We start from the raw sequence: 18398 nt of genomic DNA, 5'->3' as shown, positions 1-18398 counted from the left end.
TATCGATGTATTTCAGGATTTAAGTGATTCAGATGATATTGTGTAAGTAAATATGCATTTTACATTTATAAAAAACAGCTTATTTTAAATTTTTAAAAATAAGTATTGCCATTCGCTATTCTATTTGATATACTCTTTCTTGTCGCCAAGTTGGCGTATAAAAATAAGGCCCGTTGGTCAAGGGGTTAAGACACCTCCCTTTCACGGAGGTAACAGGGGTTCGAATCCCCTACGGGTCATTGTTGTCTTTATAGACTACATGTTGCATGCTTAAGGGGAATTCCTGAGGTCTGGTCTAATGGCGGACAGCTTGGATGAACAGCATGAGCCATTAGCTCAGTTGGTAGAGCACCTGACTTTTAATCAGGGTGTCGAAGGTTCGAGTCCTTCATGGCTCACCATTTATATTTTGTTATGCGGTCGTGGTGGAATGGCAGACACGCTATCTTGAGGGGGTAGTGAGCGTACGCTCGTGGAGGTTCGAGTCCTCTCGACCGCATCAATGGAATAAACGGAAAAGTCTCTCGCAGTAGAGGCTTTTTTTTATTTGTGTAGTGATGTAATAAAGTAATCATTATGATGAAATAATGATTCCATAGTATAATATAACGCCATAATGTTATAGAATGATAAGTATAAACTTATGAAGTGACGGTGAAAAATATGGACACTCAACTGTTAGGAAATATATCAGAAAATATTTTGGGCTTGTTTCCGATTGTGAAGAAGAAATTTTTCACCTACGGTCCGCTCGATTTCCCATTACACTTGTCGCCTAATAACTTTCAGGTATTACTGCTTTTGCGTGAGGTGCGCTTGTCTACGGTATCTGATTTATCCAAACAGCTCAATGTCTCGCGTCCCAACATGACTCCTCTTCTGGACAAGCTGGTGGAGCATGGGTTGGCTGACCGCCAGTCGTGTGACTCGGATCGCAGAGTCGTGAATGTGGCGATTACACAGGAAGGCGATGCTTTTTGTGAACAGGTATTTCATACCTTCTCCAATAAAATTCAAGAAAGACTGGTGTTTCTGCCAGAAGAAGATTTATTACACCTGAGTGAAACTTTGAACGAATTGAAGCGGATATTACTTAAAATCGACAACTCTGCTACGTGATTTACGTAAATGAACTGACTTAAAGACCGCCCTTTCTTCGGAAAACAGGCGGTTTTTGTTGCATATTGTGGTATAATGAAAACTAACATACATAATTCGGCAATTTTAGCACACGTGATCTTTGAAATGGGAACAGGGAACATGATATCGTTATTTGAGAGCCTGCTAGGGAGGAAGGAGCTTCTATGCAATCTATTTACCATCGCATTGAGGAACTCATCAAGGAACGGGGAATGACGAAAAAGGCGTTCTGCCAGCAGTTGGGCATTAGTACAGGGAACTTTGGGGATTGGAAAAGAGGAAAAACGACGCCGGGCACGAATAAACTCATTGAAATCGCTTCGTTTTTTGATGCCAGTCTGGATTGGATCATGCTGGGTCGAGATGTGCAGGGTGAGGTGCTAAAGGAGTCGCAAGACCCTTATTTTTTTGACGCTTCAGGGCAACTGAATTGCCAGGGGGAACCGCTTAGTGAGGCGGAAAGAGATTTTATACTTGAGTATATTGAATTTACCCGCTTTCGTAAAGAGAAAAACCAACATAATTCAACTACAGATTAATGGTTTTGCTTGGAATTTGATGAGGATAATCTAGTGAGTAAGGTTGAAAGTTGAAAATTATTTTAGAAAAAGTTACAGTGTCGGAGGGGAATCATTTTGGGAGATCAAACTATTTATCAGCGGATTGAAGCTTTAATTAAGGATCGGGGAATGACCAAGAAGGCATTTTGTGAAAAACTCAAAATCAGCTCAGGGAATCTCGGTGATTGGAGAAGGGGTAAAACGACGCCAGGCACCACCCATTTGATTCAGATTTCAGACTTTTTTAATGTATCGCTCGACTGGTTAATGAAAGGGATTAAGCCAGGAGAAGGCGTACTTCAGGAGCAGAAGGCTGCTTATTTTTTTGGGGTGATGGGGCCACTGAATTGCCAGGCAGAAGATCTTGAGACAGAAGAACAGAATTTTATTTTAGAATATGTTGAATTTGCGAAATACCGTAAGCAAAAAAGTGAGAAGGACAAAACAAAGCCGGAATAATCTTTTGACTAAGATCGTTTGGGTTGAAAACCCGTAAAACGGACTGAAGGGGTTCGATTTACGGGTTTGTTTGGGTTCATGATGATATGCGTGCTGTGTATGTAACTGGAATGCTTGTTGGGTTTAGAGTGGTGGCGCCTCCTTATAATCGTTATCGTCGATGTTCAGAATTGCAGCAACTTGTTTTCTGTACCTTTGTGCTTTGCGGGTGCCGTGAATCAGATTGGACAAGCGTGAAGGCGGAATATTGTGTGTCTCACAAAATGTTTTCTGATCCAGTCGAAGTTCGACAAGCCGTTGTTTGATGGCCCACCCGAAGGAGGTGACAGGCATTTTGTTGTTCAAGAGAAATCGCCCCTTACGGATTCTTGCGGAATAATTGGTGTGTTATAATAATCATCAGTAAACATGTTAGAATTAACCATCTAAAACTATGATACACTTTTATACGTGTTTTTACAATCGTAAATGCGTTATTTTGTTAAATTAATTACTTAATTAAGTGCTAGATGCTCTAATAAACGTCTAGAGTCTGTTAAAGATGTGGAATTTCGGTTATATCAGGAAAAAAACACTCTGCCCTTGAGGAAAGGGGCAGAGTGTCAGATTGTCGAAAAACCCCGTCCTTTTGAGACGGGGTTTTTCGACAATCTGTGAGCGGAAGTAATTCCTGCCACATTAACTCTCGCCTATTGTGATTTTACCGGAGCCTCCGTTTTGCTCAAGCACTTGAATTAGTGTTCTTTGGTCACTGTTAGAAAGTCTGATGCAACCGTATGTTCGACGTAGAGGATACCAAGCTAGAGATGTGCTCTTAGCAGGGTCTCCGCTATGAATCATAATTTCGTCGCAGCCATTATTTGTTCCAGTCAGGAAGTTTCAAGTATATCATCAGAAAAAGCTGCTAACTCTTCTTTAATGATATTACGGATGATTTCATCGATCATGGGTTGCTTCTCCTTGTTAGCCGAAAAGTTATTGATATCCTCTTGCGCTTTTTTACATCCCACATTTTATCAGGATCTCTTCAACCTTCTTCTTTAAATTTTGCAATCGTATCTGTGATTCCGGATCGGTCAAAAATGATCCTGGACTTTACCAAAAGATGTGGCATGGCTCTTTTTGAAGCCACCTCAAAGGCTGGAAACGGGCGTTTTGGTCTGTCCTTGGGCTTTTGTAGTTCTCTATTTTCGGATACCTTTTTAATCAAATTAAGAAAATATGATTTTAGGGCTTCTGTTCTTGTATTTAGCCCGTAGGTTAGAGATATATTTCGAAGCCATTGTGTTAATGAGTGAGAGCCGCTTGATGCTGGAAAAGAGCCATGGTATTAATGTTCAGAGCCAATTGGGGACTAAACCAAACGGGCAGGAGAGTTATAATAATTTACAAAAAAAATGTATAAATGAGAAAGGTAAACTATCAGTGGAGGTACGTGGGGATATGGTCGAAGAGTTTGAACAAGCAATGAACCGCAGATACAACCCGAATGATCCAAATCAAACTTTCGTGGGTCACCTTCGGAATCGGGGAAGAAGAATATGAGGAAAACTTGATCTACACATGCCACCGCTTCTCATACAAGTGAAATACAAAATGATACAAGCAAACGGCGCGAGTATCGTCTATTTCTACTATGCCTGGAATGCTTCGGTTGGAATTTTCTTTAGAGCAGCAAGAATTATATGACGCTATTAAAACATGCACACCTTTTTTAGAAGAAGGCTATGTTATTTCCTAATGTTGATAATTGAATCCTGCGAACAATTGTTATGTAAATATAAGTACAATCATTGTTCGGAGTTGATTAACTATGGAGTTAAAAGAAATAAAGAAGCACTGAAAAGTTGTGTTCAAGAAGAATAACCTAACCGGAATCTAACTATTCATTCTCTATACTTAGGGAGTAGTTACAAGATAAGTAAAAGTAAACAGGAGGAGATTAGTATGAAATTCAAAAAACTCACAGCAGGTTTGTTAGCATTTGGTATTATGTCCGCAACAGCGATAACAGCTTTTGCAGCAAATGAAGTGAAAACTAAGTTAACTCCGGCCGAGCGTCCGCCAGGTATAACCAATGACATTGGAGCAGGAGAAATACAGGAAAATAGTGTGAATGAGAATGGACCGATTTCAGTTGAAGTAGTTCCAGCAATACAACCAATCAAGTAGTTAGCAACACATAATTGTAACTACACATGCAATAGTCGTACAATTATTTTGTACGACTATTGTAATGTTTGGAACTGATAAAGGAGGAATACTTCATGAAATTGCTGCTAGTAGAAGATGAAACTACACTTCGAACTATAATAGCAAAGGGCTTAAAAAGGTGTAATTATTCGGTGGATTTAGCTGCTGATGGTGAGAAAGCTCTGGAACTTTATGAGGTATATGAATATGATATGATTGTGCTTGACCTAAACCTTCCTAAAATAGACGGTATAGAAGTGTTAAGACAAATTCGCTCGAAAGATAATGAAATTAAGATCCTAATTTTATCAGCTCGCACTGAAATAGAAGATAGAATAAAAGGGCTTGACAATGGAGCAAATGATTACTTGGTGAAACCCTTTGATTTTAATGAACTGGAAGCAAGAATTCGCAGTCTGTTAAGGCGTTCATTTATTCAGAATGATGTTATATTGACACTTGGAGATATTAAAGTGGATACATCACAGAAATTTGCAGCTATTCATGACACCAAACTGGATTTAACAAAAAAAGAGTATTCTGTTTTAGAATATCTTATGTTCAATAAAAATAAAGTAATAAGTACGGAACAACTGATAGAGCATGTCTGGGATAGCGAAGTGGACTTATTTTCAAACTCATTAAAATACCATATTCATTCATTGAAGAAAAAAATACGTTCTGCCACCGCTAATGACGATTTAATTAAAAATATCCGCGGCCAAGGATATATTATTTCTGAAAGCAAAGGCGATGGGAATGTTAAATAAATTATCTTTGCAGATCAAATTAACTTTTCTTACAGGTTTTATTATTCTTTTGGTTGCCGCTTGTTTAACCAGCATTTCAATTGGAAATGTTGGATACAGTTTGTCTGTTGCGCATACTCCTGCATTAAGTGTAACCTCCGTTGACGGGATAGATACCAATGGAAATATAAATGAAGAACCATCAAATGATAGTCCCATGATTGCATTAGAAAATGCAAAACAAGAATTCGCTGATCGAAGCATAGCTTGGATGATTATCATAATGATTATTGGAATTGGAATGATTTATTTTATTTTAGGCAAGGTACTTAAACCAATTACCACTCTAAATACGATTATTAAGGGTATAAATGAACATAATCTTTCCGCAAAAATTAATATAAGATCAAAAGACGAGGTAGGGAGCCTTGCCGACTCTTTTAATATTATGATGGATAGATTAAATAACTCATTTGAAAATCAAAAGCAGTTCGCGGCAAATGCGGCACATGAACTTAAGACACCGCTAGCTACCATAAAGGCAGGAATACAAGTCTTAAAAATGGATGATAAACCATCGGTTGATGATTATAAAGAGAATATTGATATTACAGAACAAAGTACAGAAAGACTTATAAAGATAGTTGATGATCTATTAAATCTAAGTTCTAAAAAAAATGAAAATTTTGCTGATAAAATAGCTCTACAAGAAGTAATAGAAGATATCTTAGATGAACTGAAGCTGTTCATTGATGAAAAAAACATAAAGGTGTCTTTTGAAAATTGTGGATATACTTTTATTGGAAATAAAGATCTTATCCATAGGGCCTTTTACAATTTAATTGAAAATGCAGTCAAATACAATAGGTTAGGTGGACGGATTGAGATAAACTCAGAGATTAAGGAAAGCATGATAATAATTCACATAACCGATACAGGTATGGGCATTGCAGATGATGAATTGGCAAATATATTTGAACCATTCTATCGTGTAGATAAGTCTCGCTCTCGTGAAATTGCTGGCTCAGGACTTGGGCTATCAATCGTCAAATCAATAGTGGAAAAACATAATGGCTATGTAACCGTTAGCAGTGAGAAAGGTGTAGGCACTTCTTTTAATGTAGAGCTTTCAAATCACAACTAATAAATGGGTCTAGCATGCCCTTTGAACCGCACCCTGAATCTTAGACACATGATATATCATCTCTACTGCTTACCACTCAGCTATACCCGCTTGTAAGGGACATAAGAGTAGTCAGAACCCCCTTTAGCATAAACAATCGTTTTCGCAACACCTGTAGGAATGTCAGCATATTTAAGTCTCCAGTTGGTATGATCGTTACCGTTTTTTGGATCATTTGATCCACGACCTAAAGCTTCTACAGGTCCAAATACCAAACGACCACTATCATTATAAACTTTCAATGTTCCTTTGTAATCTCGATTAGATGGAAAATTAGCAATAATGTGATAATCCATTTTTAAACGCCTCCACTATAATTCGTGTGCTTTACTATGATTACCTTGACCTTATATAGGAGTCAAGTAATGTGACTTACACAATCCGACCATGGATGTTAATAGTGAAAAATTACTTGTATTGAATTTGAACAGCACCTCTAAAATTAGATGTTAAAGTGAACAATATACCCAAAATCCAGACAAGTCTATGAACGGGTAAACAAAAAAAACACCGCCATAAAGCGGTCAGATTGTCGAGAAACCCCGTCTTTTAGAGACATGGGTTTCTTTTTTCTTTACATCATAAGGGTCTGATATCTGGAACCCGGGGTGTTACCCCTTTGGTGTACTGATGTTTATTGGCATTGGCCTTGACGTGTGTGGAATCGGTCATGAGAACACGTCTGCCCACCATTCGGTGAGAGATTGCCTGAAGCACAATTTCATCGAAGATATCTTGAAAGATCGTGGTGTCTTTAAAGCATGTGCGGCGATTTCAGCTCATCGTTGTATGGTCCGGAAGCCTATCCGGTTAAGCCTAGCCCCAGAAACCAGCGATAAGCCAGGTTCGTCTGAATTTCTCGCTCGAGTTGCCGTTCTGAGCGAATGCCATAGAAATAACCGAGAAAGATCATTTTAAACAACACGATAGGATCAATGGCAGGACGCCTGTTGTTTACGCAATACAGCGGGCTTACCTTCTCATGAATAAAGGAGAAGTCTATATATTTATCAACTTTACGAAGCAAATGATCTTTGCGGTACCAGTTCTTCCAGAGAAACCAATTCAAAGGATTGTTGTTTGTCTCGATGAGATCGCAGCATACCAACACCGTCCGTTCTATACTATAGTTACTTATATTATACAACATTAACGCGGTGTCGTCTTAAACAAAATCAACAAAAACACTCTGCCCTTGAGGAAAGGGGCAGAGTGTTTTTGTTGTTGCTGCTAGATTGGTGAAGCGACGCATCAGGGGGATGCTGGAAGGCGTTTGAATAGGCCTGAGGAGGAAAACAGTTTCGCTTCATCCAACTGGCTATTATGGGTCATATAAGGCGGCTGAGTGATGTAGGAGCTAGACCAATGTCTGTGAAGAAGGCGACGCTGAAATGCGGTTGGCTCAGGTTCGTTACACTTCCTCCATGCGGAGAGCAACTCGCTGGTCATACGCTCGATAAGAGGATTCTTTTCCTCGTAAGGAGGATTGAGCAGTTTGAAAGCATCTTCGACACAGAAGGATACCGCTGTGGCAAGATAGCCGTGAACGGTCTGTTCTACATCGCTTCCGAGGAGGAAGTTAATCCAGGTGTGAACGGTAGCTAGTGTGCCAATCGCATTGTATTGAATGAGTATGGCTTCCAGTTGGTCAAATTCAAGCCAAGGATAAAGAGCTTTGGCGAGCTTGAGTAAACGCTGGCCAGATAGTCGCGACTCTTTCACGTGCTGCAAGGAGGAACGTTGGGTATGCAGCATCTTATCAATAAGAGCGATCCGCCAACCGTCGTTTTGTTGGATGGCGACATACAGACTTTTGATGGCCATGCCGTCAAGGGTTGTAAATTGAGGATACAAATCGTCCCGCATGTAATGTTCCAGGTCTTGCAGACAGTTCAAGTGTCCGTTACGGAATAGTTCCTCCAGTCCGTAAAAACGGGTAAAGCCACCAACGGGTAGGGAAGGGTCCAACAATAATGCGTAGTTCAGCAAGCGGTTGCCTTTATGCAGGGCGGTTCGCCTCCTTGGAGTGAATCTTTATGTTATATTATTTGACTTAGTTCTTTGTTTAAATGAAATCATTTAAATTAATATGTAATATATATTTACACTTATAATTCTTTTGTGTCAAATTAAATATTTTTATAGCTCATATATGTTAAATAAAATAACATTAAAAATAATTATTATATTTTTGTTTACAAATAGATGATGAGAGAGTATAATAAATCTGTTGCCTCAATACATTATGATTTGCGGTCGTGGTGGAATGGCAGACACGCTATCTTGAGGGGGTAGTGGGCGTACGCCCGTGGAGGTTCGAGTCCTCTCGACCGCATTATATGCAAAACCCAGTTGAAAAAGCATCCTGACACGTTCTACGTGAAGGGATGCTTTTTTTGTTAAGCACTTTCGTTATATCCTCCAGCAACAGAAGCGATCGTATGGAAGACAGGCTGCTTGTTGACTTTGATAAAGTAAAATGTCAGTTTTCCTGCAAAAGCTTCTCAATATCCCCTGCCAGCTTATCCGGAGTGGTTTGCGGCGCATAACGCTTAAATACGTTACCTTCGCGTGTAATTAAGAATTTAGTGAAATTCCATTTGATCGCTTTGGAGCCTAATACCCCCGGAGCTGTTTGGGTCAGGTAGCGAAATAAGGGGTGCGCTTGATCGCCATTGACATCTGTCTTGGCGAACATCGGAAAGGTAACTCCATAATTGACTTGGCAAAACTCGGAAATCTCCTCGCTGGAACCCGGCTCTTGTTTGGCAAACTGGTTGCTGGGAAATCCCAAAATTTCGAGCCCCTGTTCATGGTACTGGTCATATAGCTCTTGTAGCGCTTTGTATTGGGGGGTTAATCCACATTTGCTGGCTGTGTTCACGATAAGCAGTACTTTCCCTTCATATGTGGATAACGGAATTTGTTTCCCTTGCAGGGTTTGTGCATCATATTCATAAACGGTCATGTTATCCCTCCTTATTCGATATTCTACAATTAAATTTTAAACAACTTAATAAGAGGTTGCAAGTTGGGATAGCTATAATAAGCGTTCGGCCACTGTAAAATCGTATTTTGTTCAAAACGGTAAATCGCGCTGCAAATGGAGCGAATTGAGGTGTTTCTTCTCATAAAAGCGGGTTCAATCGGTATTTATCTGTTACATATAGCGTATTTTCTTCCCTTTTTACAAAAAAGGGACAACAACGCCTTACCCTACGCCAATATTGACATGCCTATCATTTTCAAAAAGGGATGAAAAACAGAGATTGAAGGAGCTGTGATAAGCATAATTGCATTGTAAGCGTTATTATTAATCTTCTATGCTCTAAAGGCCGATTTATAACCCCGCAGTTGAGCTTTACAGTCTTCCTTGCGCGGGTGTATGATTCAAGACGTAATTTCAAATTAACATGAATGAAGCAACAACGAATTGTCTATAGCGCTGAATTTTGCAGTTGCAAAAGCGGGGGAACCAATCGAGACTGTACGGCTTTGGAAGTCGTGTGTCTCATGGGGTGAATTTTCCGGTCAAGTGCCAGAAATAGGGCGACTCTCACGTCCGAATCCGACAGCTAACCTCGTAAGCGTACAGGGAGAGGCAACAAACCGCCGTGTGCAGCCATGGTTTATTTTATCATGGATATGTAAGAAGCCGGAGGAAAGCCTTTTTCCTTCGGCTTCTTTTTGTTGTCTTTTATACCGGGAGAGGAGCTACTGATGGAAGGTCGGTTAATTATTGTCACTGCACCGAATGAAGCGGGCAGAAGTTTTGTGAAATTGCTCATGTTCAAAAAACTGGCGTTTGCAGTTCTCACGAATAGCGTCCAGGAGGAACGACAGCTCAAAAAAATGGGTGTGGAGCACATTGTGCGCATCAATACGATGCAAACGGGAAAATGTAATTTTCCAAAAAAAGAAATTGGTAGTGTGTATTTGTTCGAGAACAGCTTGAATCTGACTTGCCGTTTCCTGCAAATATGTCGGCCACTAACATCAGAATCGATCTATGTTATTACGCACGGCTGTAATCCACAAGGAATTTATCGGGGATTGGGAGCGGACCATGTGATCTACACATTGAATGGAGAGGTGGGTTTCCTGTTGAACGGATAAGCACTTATAACATAGCTGGTTTATGATTTTATGATGGAATAAGAATGACGATCTGAGGACCAATACGGAGGGTATGAACATGATGGATATATACATGCTGCTCTTGATGGCTGTGAGTTATGGAGTGATACTGCTGTTTGTGCGCTGGTGTGATGTGCAGACCTCTAAAGGAGGGCGAAGAGGATGACCGTTGTGCTTGGGCTCACAGCTATTGTGTTTGTGTATTTGATCTACGCACTCCTGAACCCTGAAAAGTTCTAGTCAGCTATAGGATAAAGCAGGCGGGAACAACAGATCATGAATTAAGCATCAGAGGTAGCGGGTTTTCGCAAACGTGTGCACTCGATTGATGGTCTGAATTAGGTCTGTTGTTCCAAACGCAGGAGCATTTTGAAGGAGGAATAGAGGATGGAGCTGCTGCAAATTGGAATTGTGATCGTCATATTGCTGCTCTTGGTAAAGCCAGTGGGCACCTATATGTATCATGTATTCTCGAATGAACCGAATCGGACGGATCGGATTTTTGGTGGAACGGAAAAGCTGATTTATAAGGTAGTAGGATTGAAGAAGCTGGACAGCATGCGTTGGACTACGTATGTTATGAGTTTCATTGCAACGAACGTCGTGCTTGTGGCGATCAGCTACGTGCTGTTACGCTTGCAGGGAATGCTCCCCGGTAATCCGGTTGGAAACAGTAATATGGAAGCGTCGCTGGCATTTAATACAGTAATCAGCTTTATGACCAATACAAATCTCCAGCATTATAGCGGAGAAAGCGGACTTACGTATCTGACACAGATGGCGTTCGTCACGATGATGATGTTCACTTCGGCGGCTTCGGGGTTTGCTGTTGCTGCGGCTTTTATGAGAGGATTGACGCGGCGCGGTGAAGGGATGGGCAATTTCTTTCAAGATTTTATTAAAGCCATTATACGTATTTTCCTGCCGCTGGCCTTTGTGCTTACGCTTGTGCTGGTTGGATTGAAAGTACCGCAGACGCTACAGTCTACGGCGGATATTACGACGCTGAGCGGAACACAGCAGCAGATTGCTTTGGGACCCATTGCTTCACTGGAGTCCATCAAGCATTTGGGGACGAACGGGGGCGGTTATGCCGGAGCTAACTCTGCGCATCCTTTTGAAAATCCAAGTCCCTGGACGAACGTACTGGAAATTTTGGCAATGTGGGTAATGCCGGCTTCGCTGCCGTATACCTTTGGACTGTTTGCCCGTAATCGCAAGCAGGGCTGGATTATTTTTAGCTCGATGATGGTATTGTTCCTTATTTTTCTGTCCATTACGTATGTGTCTGAGAAGACAGGGAATCCGCTGATACAGACGCTGGGTGTGGATGCTTCTCAGGGAAGCATGGAAGGGAAAGAGGTTCGCTTCGGCATTGGACAATCGGCATTATTCACTACGGTGACGACAGCGGCAACGACAGGTTCGGTCAATAATATGCATGATACACTAACCCCGCTGGGTGGTATGGCTGCTTTGGGAGAAATGATGCTAAACGTCATTTTTGGCGGCAAGGGCGTCGGGCTGATGAATATGCTGATGTACGCGATTCTGGGTGTGTTTATATGCGGACTGATGGTCGGAAGAACCCCGGAATTTATGGGTAGGAAGATTGAAGGCAAGGAAATGAAGCTGATCGCGATTGCCATTTTGGTACATCCGTTTCTCATTCTCGCCCCAACTGCGCTTGCATTTATGAGTCATTGGGGATACGATGCGGTCACTAACCCCGGATATCACGGGTTGACTCAGGTGCTCTATGAATATGCGTCATCTGCGGCAAATAACGGTTCGGGATTTGAGGGGCTTGCAGATAACAACGTATTCTGGAACATGACAACAGGGATGGTTATGTTCTTCGGACGATATGTATCTATGATTGCACTGTTGGCTGTAGCGGCTTCGTTGAATGCCAAAGCACCGACTCCGGTGACGACGGGTACACTGCGCACGGACAATAAGTTATTTGGAGCCATTTTGATCGGGGTCGTGCTGCTGATTGGTGCGTTGACCTTTTTGCCCGTAATTGTATTGGGACCTGTTGCTGAATTTTTGACCATGTGAAGAAGATGGACATTGAAGAAGAAAATGAGATGGATGAACGGGGGGCTTGATCATGAAGGAACAACGCAAACGCATGCTAGACAGAAGCATCTTAAAGCATGCGGTCAAGGATAGCTTTATGAAATTAAATCCGATGATTATGATGAAAAATCCTGTTATGTTCGTCGTGGAGATCGGTACATTCGTTGTGCTGCTCATGTTGTTGTTTCCCGGTTATTTTGGAACTGGAAACGAAATGGGCTTTAACTTGGCTGTTTTTATTATTCTGTTGTTCACATTGCTTTTTGCCAACTTTGCCGAAGCACTCGCGGAGGGGCGGGGGAAGGCGCAAGCTGCCTCTTTGAAAAAATCCAAGCAGGATACACAAGCAAACAAGCTTGTCGGGGATGAGATTCAGGTGGTTAGCTCGACCGAATTGCGTAAAGGTGACGTGGTTATCGTCTCCCAGGGCGAAATGATTCCAAGTGATGGTGAGGTCATTGAAGGTCTGGCCTCGGTGGATGAATCTGCGATTACGGGAGAATCGGCTCCGGTCATCAAGGAATCGGGCGGTGATTTCTGCTCGGTAACTGGCGGGACGCGGGTGGTCAGTGACCAGATTAAGGTGCGGATTACGACAGAGCCGGGCGAGACATTTATTGATAAAATGATTTCGCTCGTGGAAGGCGCACAGCGTCAAAAAACGCCGAATGAGATTGCGCTGAACACTTTGCTGATTAGCTTGACGATTATTTTTCTAATTGTGGTGGTTACGCTAGCGCCGATTGCCCGCCATTTTAACATCGATTTGCCTGTTCCCGTGCTGATTTCTCTACTGGTTTGTTTGATTCCGACCACCATTGGAGGACTGCTGTCAGCTATCGGGATTGCCGGTATGGACCGAGTCACCCAGTTTAACGTGCTGGCCATGTCAGGCAAGGCGGTAGAAGCATCCGGGGACATCAACACGATGATTCTCGATAAAACAGGTACAATTACCTTCGGTAACCGGATGGCGAGCGAATTCGTGCCTGTAGGGGGCGTGGAGAAGGCAGAGTTAGTGAAGTGGGCAGCGATGAGCTCCATGAAGGATGAGACGCCTGAAGGTCGCTCAGTTCTCGAGTTGATGCGCAAACAGGAGCATACGTTAGATGAATCCTTGGCGGCAGGCGGAACCTTTATCGAATTCAAGGCGGAAACCCGGATGAGTGGTCTGGATCTGGCCGATGGACGAAAGGTACGGAAGGGCGCGGTGGATTCTGTTCGGCAGTGGATCGTATCGCAAAACGGCAGCGTTCCAGCCGACCTGGAGGAAAAAGCGAATCAGGTAGCCTCTGAAGGAGGTACACCGCTGGCAGTTGCGCTGGATGATCAGATATACGGCATTATTTATTTGAAAGATACGGTGAAGCCGGGCATGAAGGAGCGGTTTGATCAGCTTCGGGAAATGGGTATCCGTACGATTATGTGTACCGGGGATAATCCGCTGACCGCTGCTACGATTGCACGGGAAGCGGGGGTGGACGATTTTGTAGCTGAAAGCAAACCGGAGGACAAAATCGCGGTTATTCGCCGTGAGCAGGAACAGGGTAAGCTGGTTGCCATGACCGGAGACGGCACAAATGATGCGCCTGCGCTGGCGCAAGCGGATGTCGGTCTAGCCATGAATAGCGGCACGGTCGCGGCCAAGGAAGCTGCTAATATGGTGGACCTGGATTCTGATCCGTCCAAAATTATTGAGGTGGTCGCTATCGGCAAGCAGCTGCTCATGACACGTGGAGCATTGACAACATTCAGCATTGCGAACGATGTTGCCAAATATTTTGCTATCATCCCGGCAATGTTCATGCTGGCTATTCCGCAAATGGGTGCATTGAACGTCATGGGGCTGGGCTCCCCGCTATCGGCTATTTTATCGGCGCTTATTTTTAATGCAGTGATTATTCCGCTTCTCATTCCGCTGGCGATGAAGGGCGTGAAGTATAAGCCGATGAGCTCGGATCGCCTGCTGGGACGGAATTTGCTGATTTACGGTCTGGGCGGTATGGTAGTGCCGTTTGTCGGCATTAAGGCCATTGATTTGCTGGTGCATTTGTGGATTTAGCACAGAAAGGGTGAGCGACATGAGTGGTTTTTATCGGATGTTGTCTGGACGCAGATTTGCTGCACACGAAAAAGCCGGATCTGGCGGACAAGGCAATAACAAGCGTATAGGGACGGATGCTGAGATGGAGAGACAACCAGAGAGAGAGGAGATGCGAGGAAGCACGGTTATTGGAGTGGCTTTGCGAATCTCTGTGCTGATGATCCTCTTGTGTGGTTTGGCATATCCGCTAGTCAGCACAGGAGTGGCGCAGGTACTGTTTCCGCAGCAGGCAAACGGCAGCATGCTTCGTAATGCGGATGGTCGGGTGGTCGGCTCCGAGCTGATTGGTCAATCCTTTGCTGATCCGGCGTTTTTCCAAGGTCGGGTATCGAGCGTTGATTATAATGGGGCTGGTTCAGGATCGAGTAACTACGCGCCGTCGAATCCGGCATTGGTACAGCGGGTTAAGGATTCTATTGCGGATTGGCAGAAGCATAACCCAGATGTACCCGTCAGTCAGGTTCCAGTGGACCTGATTACGAACTCCGGCTCCGGTCTGGACCCGCACATCTCGCCACAGGCGGCACAGGTGCAAATTCCGCGCATTAGCGGCTTGACGGGGATTGCGCAGGACCAGCTGAAGGCACTGGTGCAGGAGCAGACAGAAGGCCGTAGTGCCGGGGTGTTCGGCGAGCCCCGTGTGAACGTGCTCAAGCTGAATCTCGCGCTTGAAGCGCAAGTGCAGGCAGAGCCTGCCAAGCCATAGGCGGATCAAAAAAGGTATTCCTGAGCGATAAGCTTGGGGATACCTTTTTTTCTGGGATTGGGATGCTCTAGGATGGATAAAGCTGCAAGAGAGTGTTTTATTCTTTATAGGGGATATGAATTTTTGTTCGCTTATTTACTTAGCTTTACATTGCTTGATGAATTTTTGGCTTTCCTTAAGGCTGAAGCGAGTACGAACATGTATATAAATACAATAATGCCTATGATTAAATAAGAGAACTTAATATTCACTAGATCCGTGAGAGTACTGCTCAAAATAGGGCCGATCATTAGGCCAATCGAGTATGCCGTGTTATAGAGTGCAAAAGTAATTCCATAAGAATGAATTCCACTTCGTTGAGAAATATCAGCAAGTTGAGGTAAGCAGGGAGCAAGGACCATACCCATGCTAACCCCTAAAACAGCTAAAATAACAGCTTGAAGCGATAATATTGCTGGAAGTGCAGTCAGAGGAAGAGCAATGGATACCATAAGTAGACCGAGGAGGATTCCATTTTTATAGCCGATTTTGCTAGAAAACTGTCCTATAAAAGGTGTTGCCAGACCATAAGCAAGCGTGGGAATAGCAAATAATAATCCAATAAGTCCTGGGTTAGCGCTAAAATTGTGCTGTAGGTGTAACGGTAATGTTGGCTCAAGTACGCTTGGTATGGATGCGCCGATAATCACCACTCCAATAACCAAAAGCAAATCTTTATTTTTCATGAACGAGAAAGGGGAAATATACTTTTCATTTTTCGTTTCCGGAATATCATGCAGGAGAATTAGTCGAAGTACAGCATCGATGACGGCCAAGGAGATGGCAAAGTAAAAAGGAAGCTGGTAACTTCCCCATTGATACAACCAACCGCCAATTGTCGGTCCGAGAAGGGTTCCGGCGGCTTGACCGGATAATGCCAAGCCCATGGCTTTACCACGTTCTTCAGAAGGGTATAGATCAGCCAAGAGAGCGAGTCCTGCTGTCCAGGTCATTGCGGCTGCGATTCCCTGAAAAGCGCGTGCCACTACAAGCAGCCAGAGAGTGTGGGCTATGGCAAACATTAAAGTGGAGGCTATGAGTCCAATTAACCCCCATAATAAAGGTGTCTTTCTCCCAATCCGATCCGTTAATAGGCCAAAAACAGGTGTGGCTATAAATAATGCGATTGCATAACTGCTGAATAAAAATCCGATTTCTGTTTGAGTTGCGCCCAGAGAATCTGCATACCTTGGCAGAATGGGAACGACTAATCCATAGATTAACATATCAATGAATACAGCTAATCCGACAACAATTAGTGCAGCTTTTTGCTTATTTTGTGCCCCTTTACTCAGTTTCATTATTACATCCTCCTCATAAATTTCTTCTGATCTCCTCTTTAATTTGTTTAACAAATTTTAATTGAAGCTCGCATTGATCATAAATATTTCTGAAAATTAACATAACGTTTACGGGGATATCCATAAGTTCAGCTTTTTGTTCCTGCCCCAATTTCATATCTCTATAGATTTTTTCGATGGCTTGCTGTTGAGAGCTTAAAGCTTCTTCAATTTCATGGAGCCCAGCCTCATCCATAAAAGTTAAGGCTGTGTACAGCGCTGTTGGAAATACAACAGAAGATTCTTTAAATGATTCGATTAAAAGCCGACTAAACTCACTTTTTCCAGCCTCCGTGATAGCATATATAGCTTTTGACCGGTTTCCTGTCTGTTCTAACGTTTCCAAATGTACAATTCCTTCCGAATCCAGCTTTTTTAAGGCATGATATATGGAAGCTGGTTGCACATAGGCCCATTTATCCGTTTGAGCGGATTGCATCTTTTGTTGTATTTCATATCCAGACATTGCCCCGTATTGTAATAAAAGACCAAGAACCATTACACGTGTCGTACTCAAAATGATATCTCCTCCATAATTTTATTGCTAAATGTTTTATACTAAAATTTTAGTATAGGATTATAGTCGGATTATATCATTAGAATCCAATGAAGTAAAGGTTTATTGCCTAAATACGTTGCTCACTGTGCCCGCCAAAAAAGAGCTTGCTGACGAAATTAAGCGGCTCTGACCTTGGAGATGGAATGGTTGGCCTCAACATCGGACGTAAGGAAGCTTCTTCTGTGATCTTTGTTACATAAAATGCGGTTGGTAAATCCAACAGTACCGCTTGGTTATTGAATGACGGTATCAATTTGTGAAAGATGTCGTTAGAGAAGCGGTCAAAATAATCCCTTTATATGGGGTGTTTTTTTACTGATTAAGCCTAGTGAAATTTATAATAGCTTTCAATTATAAATTTAGCTTGAAAAACATTAATTCAATATTTACTTTAGGAAAATAAGGAGGTAGAATATTTCTTGTGATATATACTAAATATTTAGTATTATAAATTTTTTAAAAAATATATAGTTATTAATGTTTTCTATTAGAAAGGAGGGAATATATGAGTAGTTTATAACGAGACTTACATTTAGATCGGAAAGATACTTTCTGTAAGGGGAGTGATCCGAAATGTTAAACAAGGTGATCAACGATATCCGCTTTATTAGAGAAATGGATCCAGCAGCAAATAGTTGGCTTGAAATAGTATTATGTTATCCGGGTTTTCATGCTCTGATAATCTATCGAATATCTCATTTCCTTTTTTCAATACGTTTGTATTTATTCGCCCGAATATTATCTAATTGGGGACGTTTTTTTACGGGAATAGATATACACCCAGGTGCGGAGATGGGGATGGGATTTTTATAGATCATGGTATTGGAGTTGTAATAGGTGAAACTGCTGTAATAGGAAGCAATGTGATGATATATCAGAATGTTACTTTAAGAGGTACAGGGAAAGATGTGGGGAAAAGGCACCCTACTATTGGAAGCTGGGTTGTTATAGCTGCGGGAGCCAAAGTGTTAGGTCCTATTAAAATTGGCGATTACTCCAAAATAGGAGCAGGTGCAGTTGTATTAAAAAATGTTCCCGCCAATTCTACTGTCGTTGGTGTTTCGGCTGGCATAGTGAAATGGTACGGATATCCTATCATAAAAACAACAAGCATAATAAGTCGGTGGTCAGTTTTCTAAAGTGA

Annotated in this window: 20 protein-coding genes, 4 tRNA genes, 1 pseudogene and 1 riboswitch; of the genes and pseudogenes, 18 read left to right on the top strand and 7 right to left on the bottom strand. The window is 42.3% G+C overall.

The annotated features are described in order from the left end of the window. Positions 1 to 167: 167 nt before the first annotated feature. The 6 genes from AC6EJC_RS04365 (at position 168) to AC6EJC_RS04340 (ending at position 2159) form a co-directional block, all read left to right on the top strand. Positions 168 to 239: transfer RNA gene (locus AC6EJC_RS04365), tRNA-Glu, on the top strand. An 86-nt stretch (positions 240 to 325) separates the two neighbouring features. Next, a tRNA-Lys gene (locus AC6EJC_RS04360) sits at positions 326 to 401 on the top strand. A gap of 15 nt (positions 402 to 416) precedes the next feature. Next, positions 417 to 499, top strand: a tRNA-Leu gene (locus tag AC6EJC_RS04355). Between the two features lie 164 nt (positions 500 to 663). Continuing rightward, positions 664 to 1119, top strand: a complete 456-nt coding sequence (locus tag AC6EJC_RS04350; RefSeq protein WP_444952904.1) for a MarR family winged helix-turn-helix transcriptional regulator — start codon at positions 664 to 666, stop codon at positions 1117 to 1119. 185 nt (positions 1120 to 1304) lie between these two features. Next, positions 1305 to 1679: a helix-turn-helix domain-containing protein gene (locus tag AC6EJC_RS04345; protein ID WP_322155780.1), complete on the top strand. Its 375-nt coding sequence runs from the start codon at positions 1305 to 1307 to the stop codon at positions 1677 to 1679. 96 nt (positions 1680 to 1775) lie between these two features. Further along, positions 1776 to 2159 carry a helix-turn-helix domain-containing protein gene (locus AC6EJC_RS04340; RefSeq protein WP_013309253.1) on the top strand — a complete coding sequence of 128 codons (384 nt, stop codon included), beginning with the start codon at positions 1776 to 1778 and terminating at the stop codon, positions 2157 to 2159. Positions 2160 to 2282: 123 nt separating this feature from the next. Here AC6EJC_RS04340 and AC6EJC_RS04335 read toward each other — a convergent pair whose 3' ends face one another. Next, positions 2283 to 2504, bottom strand: coding sequence for a Rha family transcriptional regulator (locus AC6EJC_RS04335; RefSeq protein ID WP_069291380.1), 222 nt, complete (start codon positions 2502 to 2504; stop codon positions 2283 to 2285). Positions 2505 to 3449: 945 nt separating this feature from the next. Here AC6EJC_RS04335 and AC6EJC_RS04330 point away from each other — a divergent pair. The 4 genes from AC6EJC_RS04330 to AC6EJC_RS04315 all read left to right on the top strand — a co-directional run bounded on the left by AC6EJC_RS04330 (position 3450) and on the right by AC6EJC_RS04315 (position 6245). Beyond that, a complete protein-coding gene (locus AC6EJC_RS04330; RefSeq protein WP_444952903.1) occupies positions 3450 to 3704 on the top strand; it encodes a hypothetical protein in 255 nt (84 codons plus the stop codon). A 402-nt stretch (positions 3705 to 4106) separates the two neighbouring features. Further along, positions 4107 to 4331: a hypothetical protein gene (locus AC6EJC_RS04325; RefSeq protein WP_444952902.1), complete on the top strand. Its 225-nt coding sequence runs from the start codon at positions 4107 to 4109 to the stop codon at positions 4329 to 4331. 95 nt (positions 4332 to 4426) lie between these two features. Next, positions 4427 to 5122, top strand: a complete 696-nt coding sequence (locus AC6EJC_RS04320; RefSeq protein WP_444952901.1) for a response regulator transcription factor — start codon at positions 4427 to 4429, stop codon at positions 5120 to 5122. Then, positions 5112 to 6245: a sensor histidine kinase gene (locus AC6EJC_RS04315; RefSeq protein WP_444952900.1), complete on the top strand. Its 1134-nt coding sequence runs from the start codon at positions 5112 to 5114 to the stop codon at positions 6243 to 6245. The genes AC6EJC_RS04320 and AC6EJC_RS04315 overlap by 11 nt, the downstream gene beginning before the upstream one ends. A gap of 80 nt (positions 6246 to 6325) precedes the next feature. On the opposite strand, the gene AC6EJC_RS04310 is transcribed toward AC6EJC_RS04315, so the two are convergent. The 3 genes and pseudogenes from AC6EJC_RS04310 to AC6EJC_RS04300 all read right to left on the bottom strand — a co-directional run bounded on the left by AC6EJC_RS04310 (position 6326) and on the right by AC6EJC_RS04300 (position 8273). Further along, entirely contained in the window at positions 6326 to 6580 is a 255-nt protein-coding gene (locus AC6EJC_RS04310; protein ID WP_444952899.1) for a hypothetical protein, read from the bottom strand. A 322-nt stretch (positions 6581 to 6902) separates the two neighbouring features. After that, positions 6903 to 7387: pseudogene (locus tag AC6EJC_RS04305) on the bottom strand (transposase); the annotation flags it as partial. A gap of 148 nt (positions 7388 to 7535) precedes the next feature. Then, positions 7536 to 8273, bottom strand: a complete 738-nt coding sequence (locus tag AC6EJC_RS04300) for an urease accessory protein UreF (RefSeq protein ID WP_444952898.1) — start codon at positions 8271 to 8273, stop codon at positions 7536 to 7538. A 263-nt stretch (positions 8274 to 8536) separates the two neighbouring features. On the opposite strand from AC6EJC_RS04300, the gene AC6EJC_RS04295 reads away from it, so the two are divergent. Beyond that, positions 8537 to 8619 (top strand) — tRNA-Leu (locus AC6EJC_RS04295). Positions 8620 to 8766: 147 nt separating this feature from the next. Here the strand turns inward: AC6EJC_RS04295 and AC6EJC_RS04290 are convergent. Beyond that, positions 8767 to 9252, bottom strand: a complete 486-nt coding sequence (locus AC6EJC_RS04290) for a glutathione peroxidase (protein ID WP_444952897.1) — start codon at positions 9250 to 9252, stop codon at positions 8767 to 8769. A 465-nt stretch (positions 9253 to 9717) separates the two neighbouring features. Beyond that, positions 9718 to 9890, top strand: a riboswitch (cyclic di-AMP (ydaO/yuaA leader). Positions 9891 to 10004: 114 nt separating this feature from the next. On the opposite strand from AC6EJC_RS04290, the gene AC6EJC_RS04285 reads away from it, so the two are divergent. The 5 genes from AC6EJC_RS04285 (at position 10005) to kdpC (ending at position 15316) form a co-directional block, all read left to right on the top strand. Beyond that, positions 10005 to 10400 carry a hypothetical protein gene (locus tag AC6EJC_RS04285; RefSeq protein ID WP_444952896.1) on the top strand — a complete coding sequence of 132 codons (396 nt, stop codon included), beginning with the start codon at positions 10005 to 10007 and terminating at the stop codon, positions 10398 to 10400. A gap of 183 nt (positions 10401 to 10583) precedes the next feature. Further along, on the top strand, positions 10584 to 10661 hold the full coding sequence (kdpF, locus tag AC6EJC_RS04280; RefSeq protein WP_444953171.1) for a K(+)-transporting ATPase subunit F: 78 nt from the start codon (positions 10584 to 10586) through the stop codon (positions 10659 to 10661). 147 nt (positions 10662 to 10808) lie between these two features. Then, positions 10809 to 12485 carry a potassium-transporting ATPase subunit KdpA gene (gene kdpA / locus AC6EJC_RS04275; protein ID WP_444952895.1) on the top strand — a complete coding sequence of 559 codons (1677 nt, stop codon included), beginning with the start codon at positions 10809 to 10811 and terminating at the stop codon, positions 12483 to 12485. Between the two features lie 52 nt (positions 12486 to 12537). Then, on the top strand, positions 12538 to 14568 hold the full coding sequence (gene kdpB / locus AC6EJC_RS04270; protein WP_444952894.1) for a potassium-transporting ATPase subunit KdpB: 2031 nt from the start codon (positions 12538 to 12540) through the stop codon (positions 14566 to 14568). Positions 14569 to 14587: 19 nt separating this feature from the next. Further along, entirely contained in the window at positions 14588 to 15316 is a 729-nt protein-coding gene (gene kdpC, locus AC6EJC_RS04265) for a potassium-transporting ATPase subunit KdpC (RefSeq protein ID WP_444952893.1), read from the top strand. A 131-nt stretch (positions 15317 to 15447) separates the two neighbouring features. Here the strand turns inward: kdpC and AC6EJC_RS04260 are convergent, their stop codons facing one another. Both AC6EJC_RS04260 and AC6EJC_RS04255 read right to left on the bottom strand, forming a co-directional pair. Next, complete coding sequence (locus tag AC6EJC_RS04260; RefSeq protein ID WP_444952892.1) at positions 15448 to 16656, bottom strand: MFS transporter; 1209 nt, start codon at positions 16654 to 16656, stop codon at positions 15448 to 15450. A gap of 13 nt (positions 16657 to 16669) precedes the next feature. After that, positions 16670 to 17212 carry a PadR family transcriptional regulator gene (locus AC6EJC_RS04255; RefSeq protein WP_444952891.1) on the bottom strand — a complete coding sequence of 181 codons (543 nt, stop codon included), beginning with the start codon at positions 17210 to 17212 and terminating at the stop codon, positions 16670 to 16672. Between the two features lie 615 nt (positions 17213 to 17827). Here AC6EJC_RS04255 and AC6EJC_RS04250 point away from each other — a divergent pair. Next, positions 17828 to 18067 carry a serine O-acetyltransferase gene (locus tag AC6EJC_RS04250; protein ID WP_444952890.1) on the top strand — a complete coding sequence of 80 codons (240 nt, stop codon included), beginning with the start codon at positions 17828 to 17830 and terminating at the stop codon, positions 18065 to 18067. Positions 18068 to 18120: 53 nt separating this feature from the next. After that, entirely contained in the window at positions 18121 to 18393 is a 273-nt protein-coding gene (locus tag AC6EJC_RS04245) for a serine O-acetyltransferase (RefSeq protein WP_444952889.1), read from the top strand. The last annotated feature ends 5 nt before the right edge of the window (positions 18394 to 18398 follow it).

The organism is Paenibacillus sp. TY11, assembly GCF_059772165.1.
The sequence above is the reverse complement of the archived record's forward strand: the minus strand, read 5'-3'. Positions and strand labels throughout refer to the sequence as shown.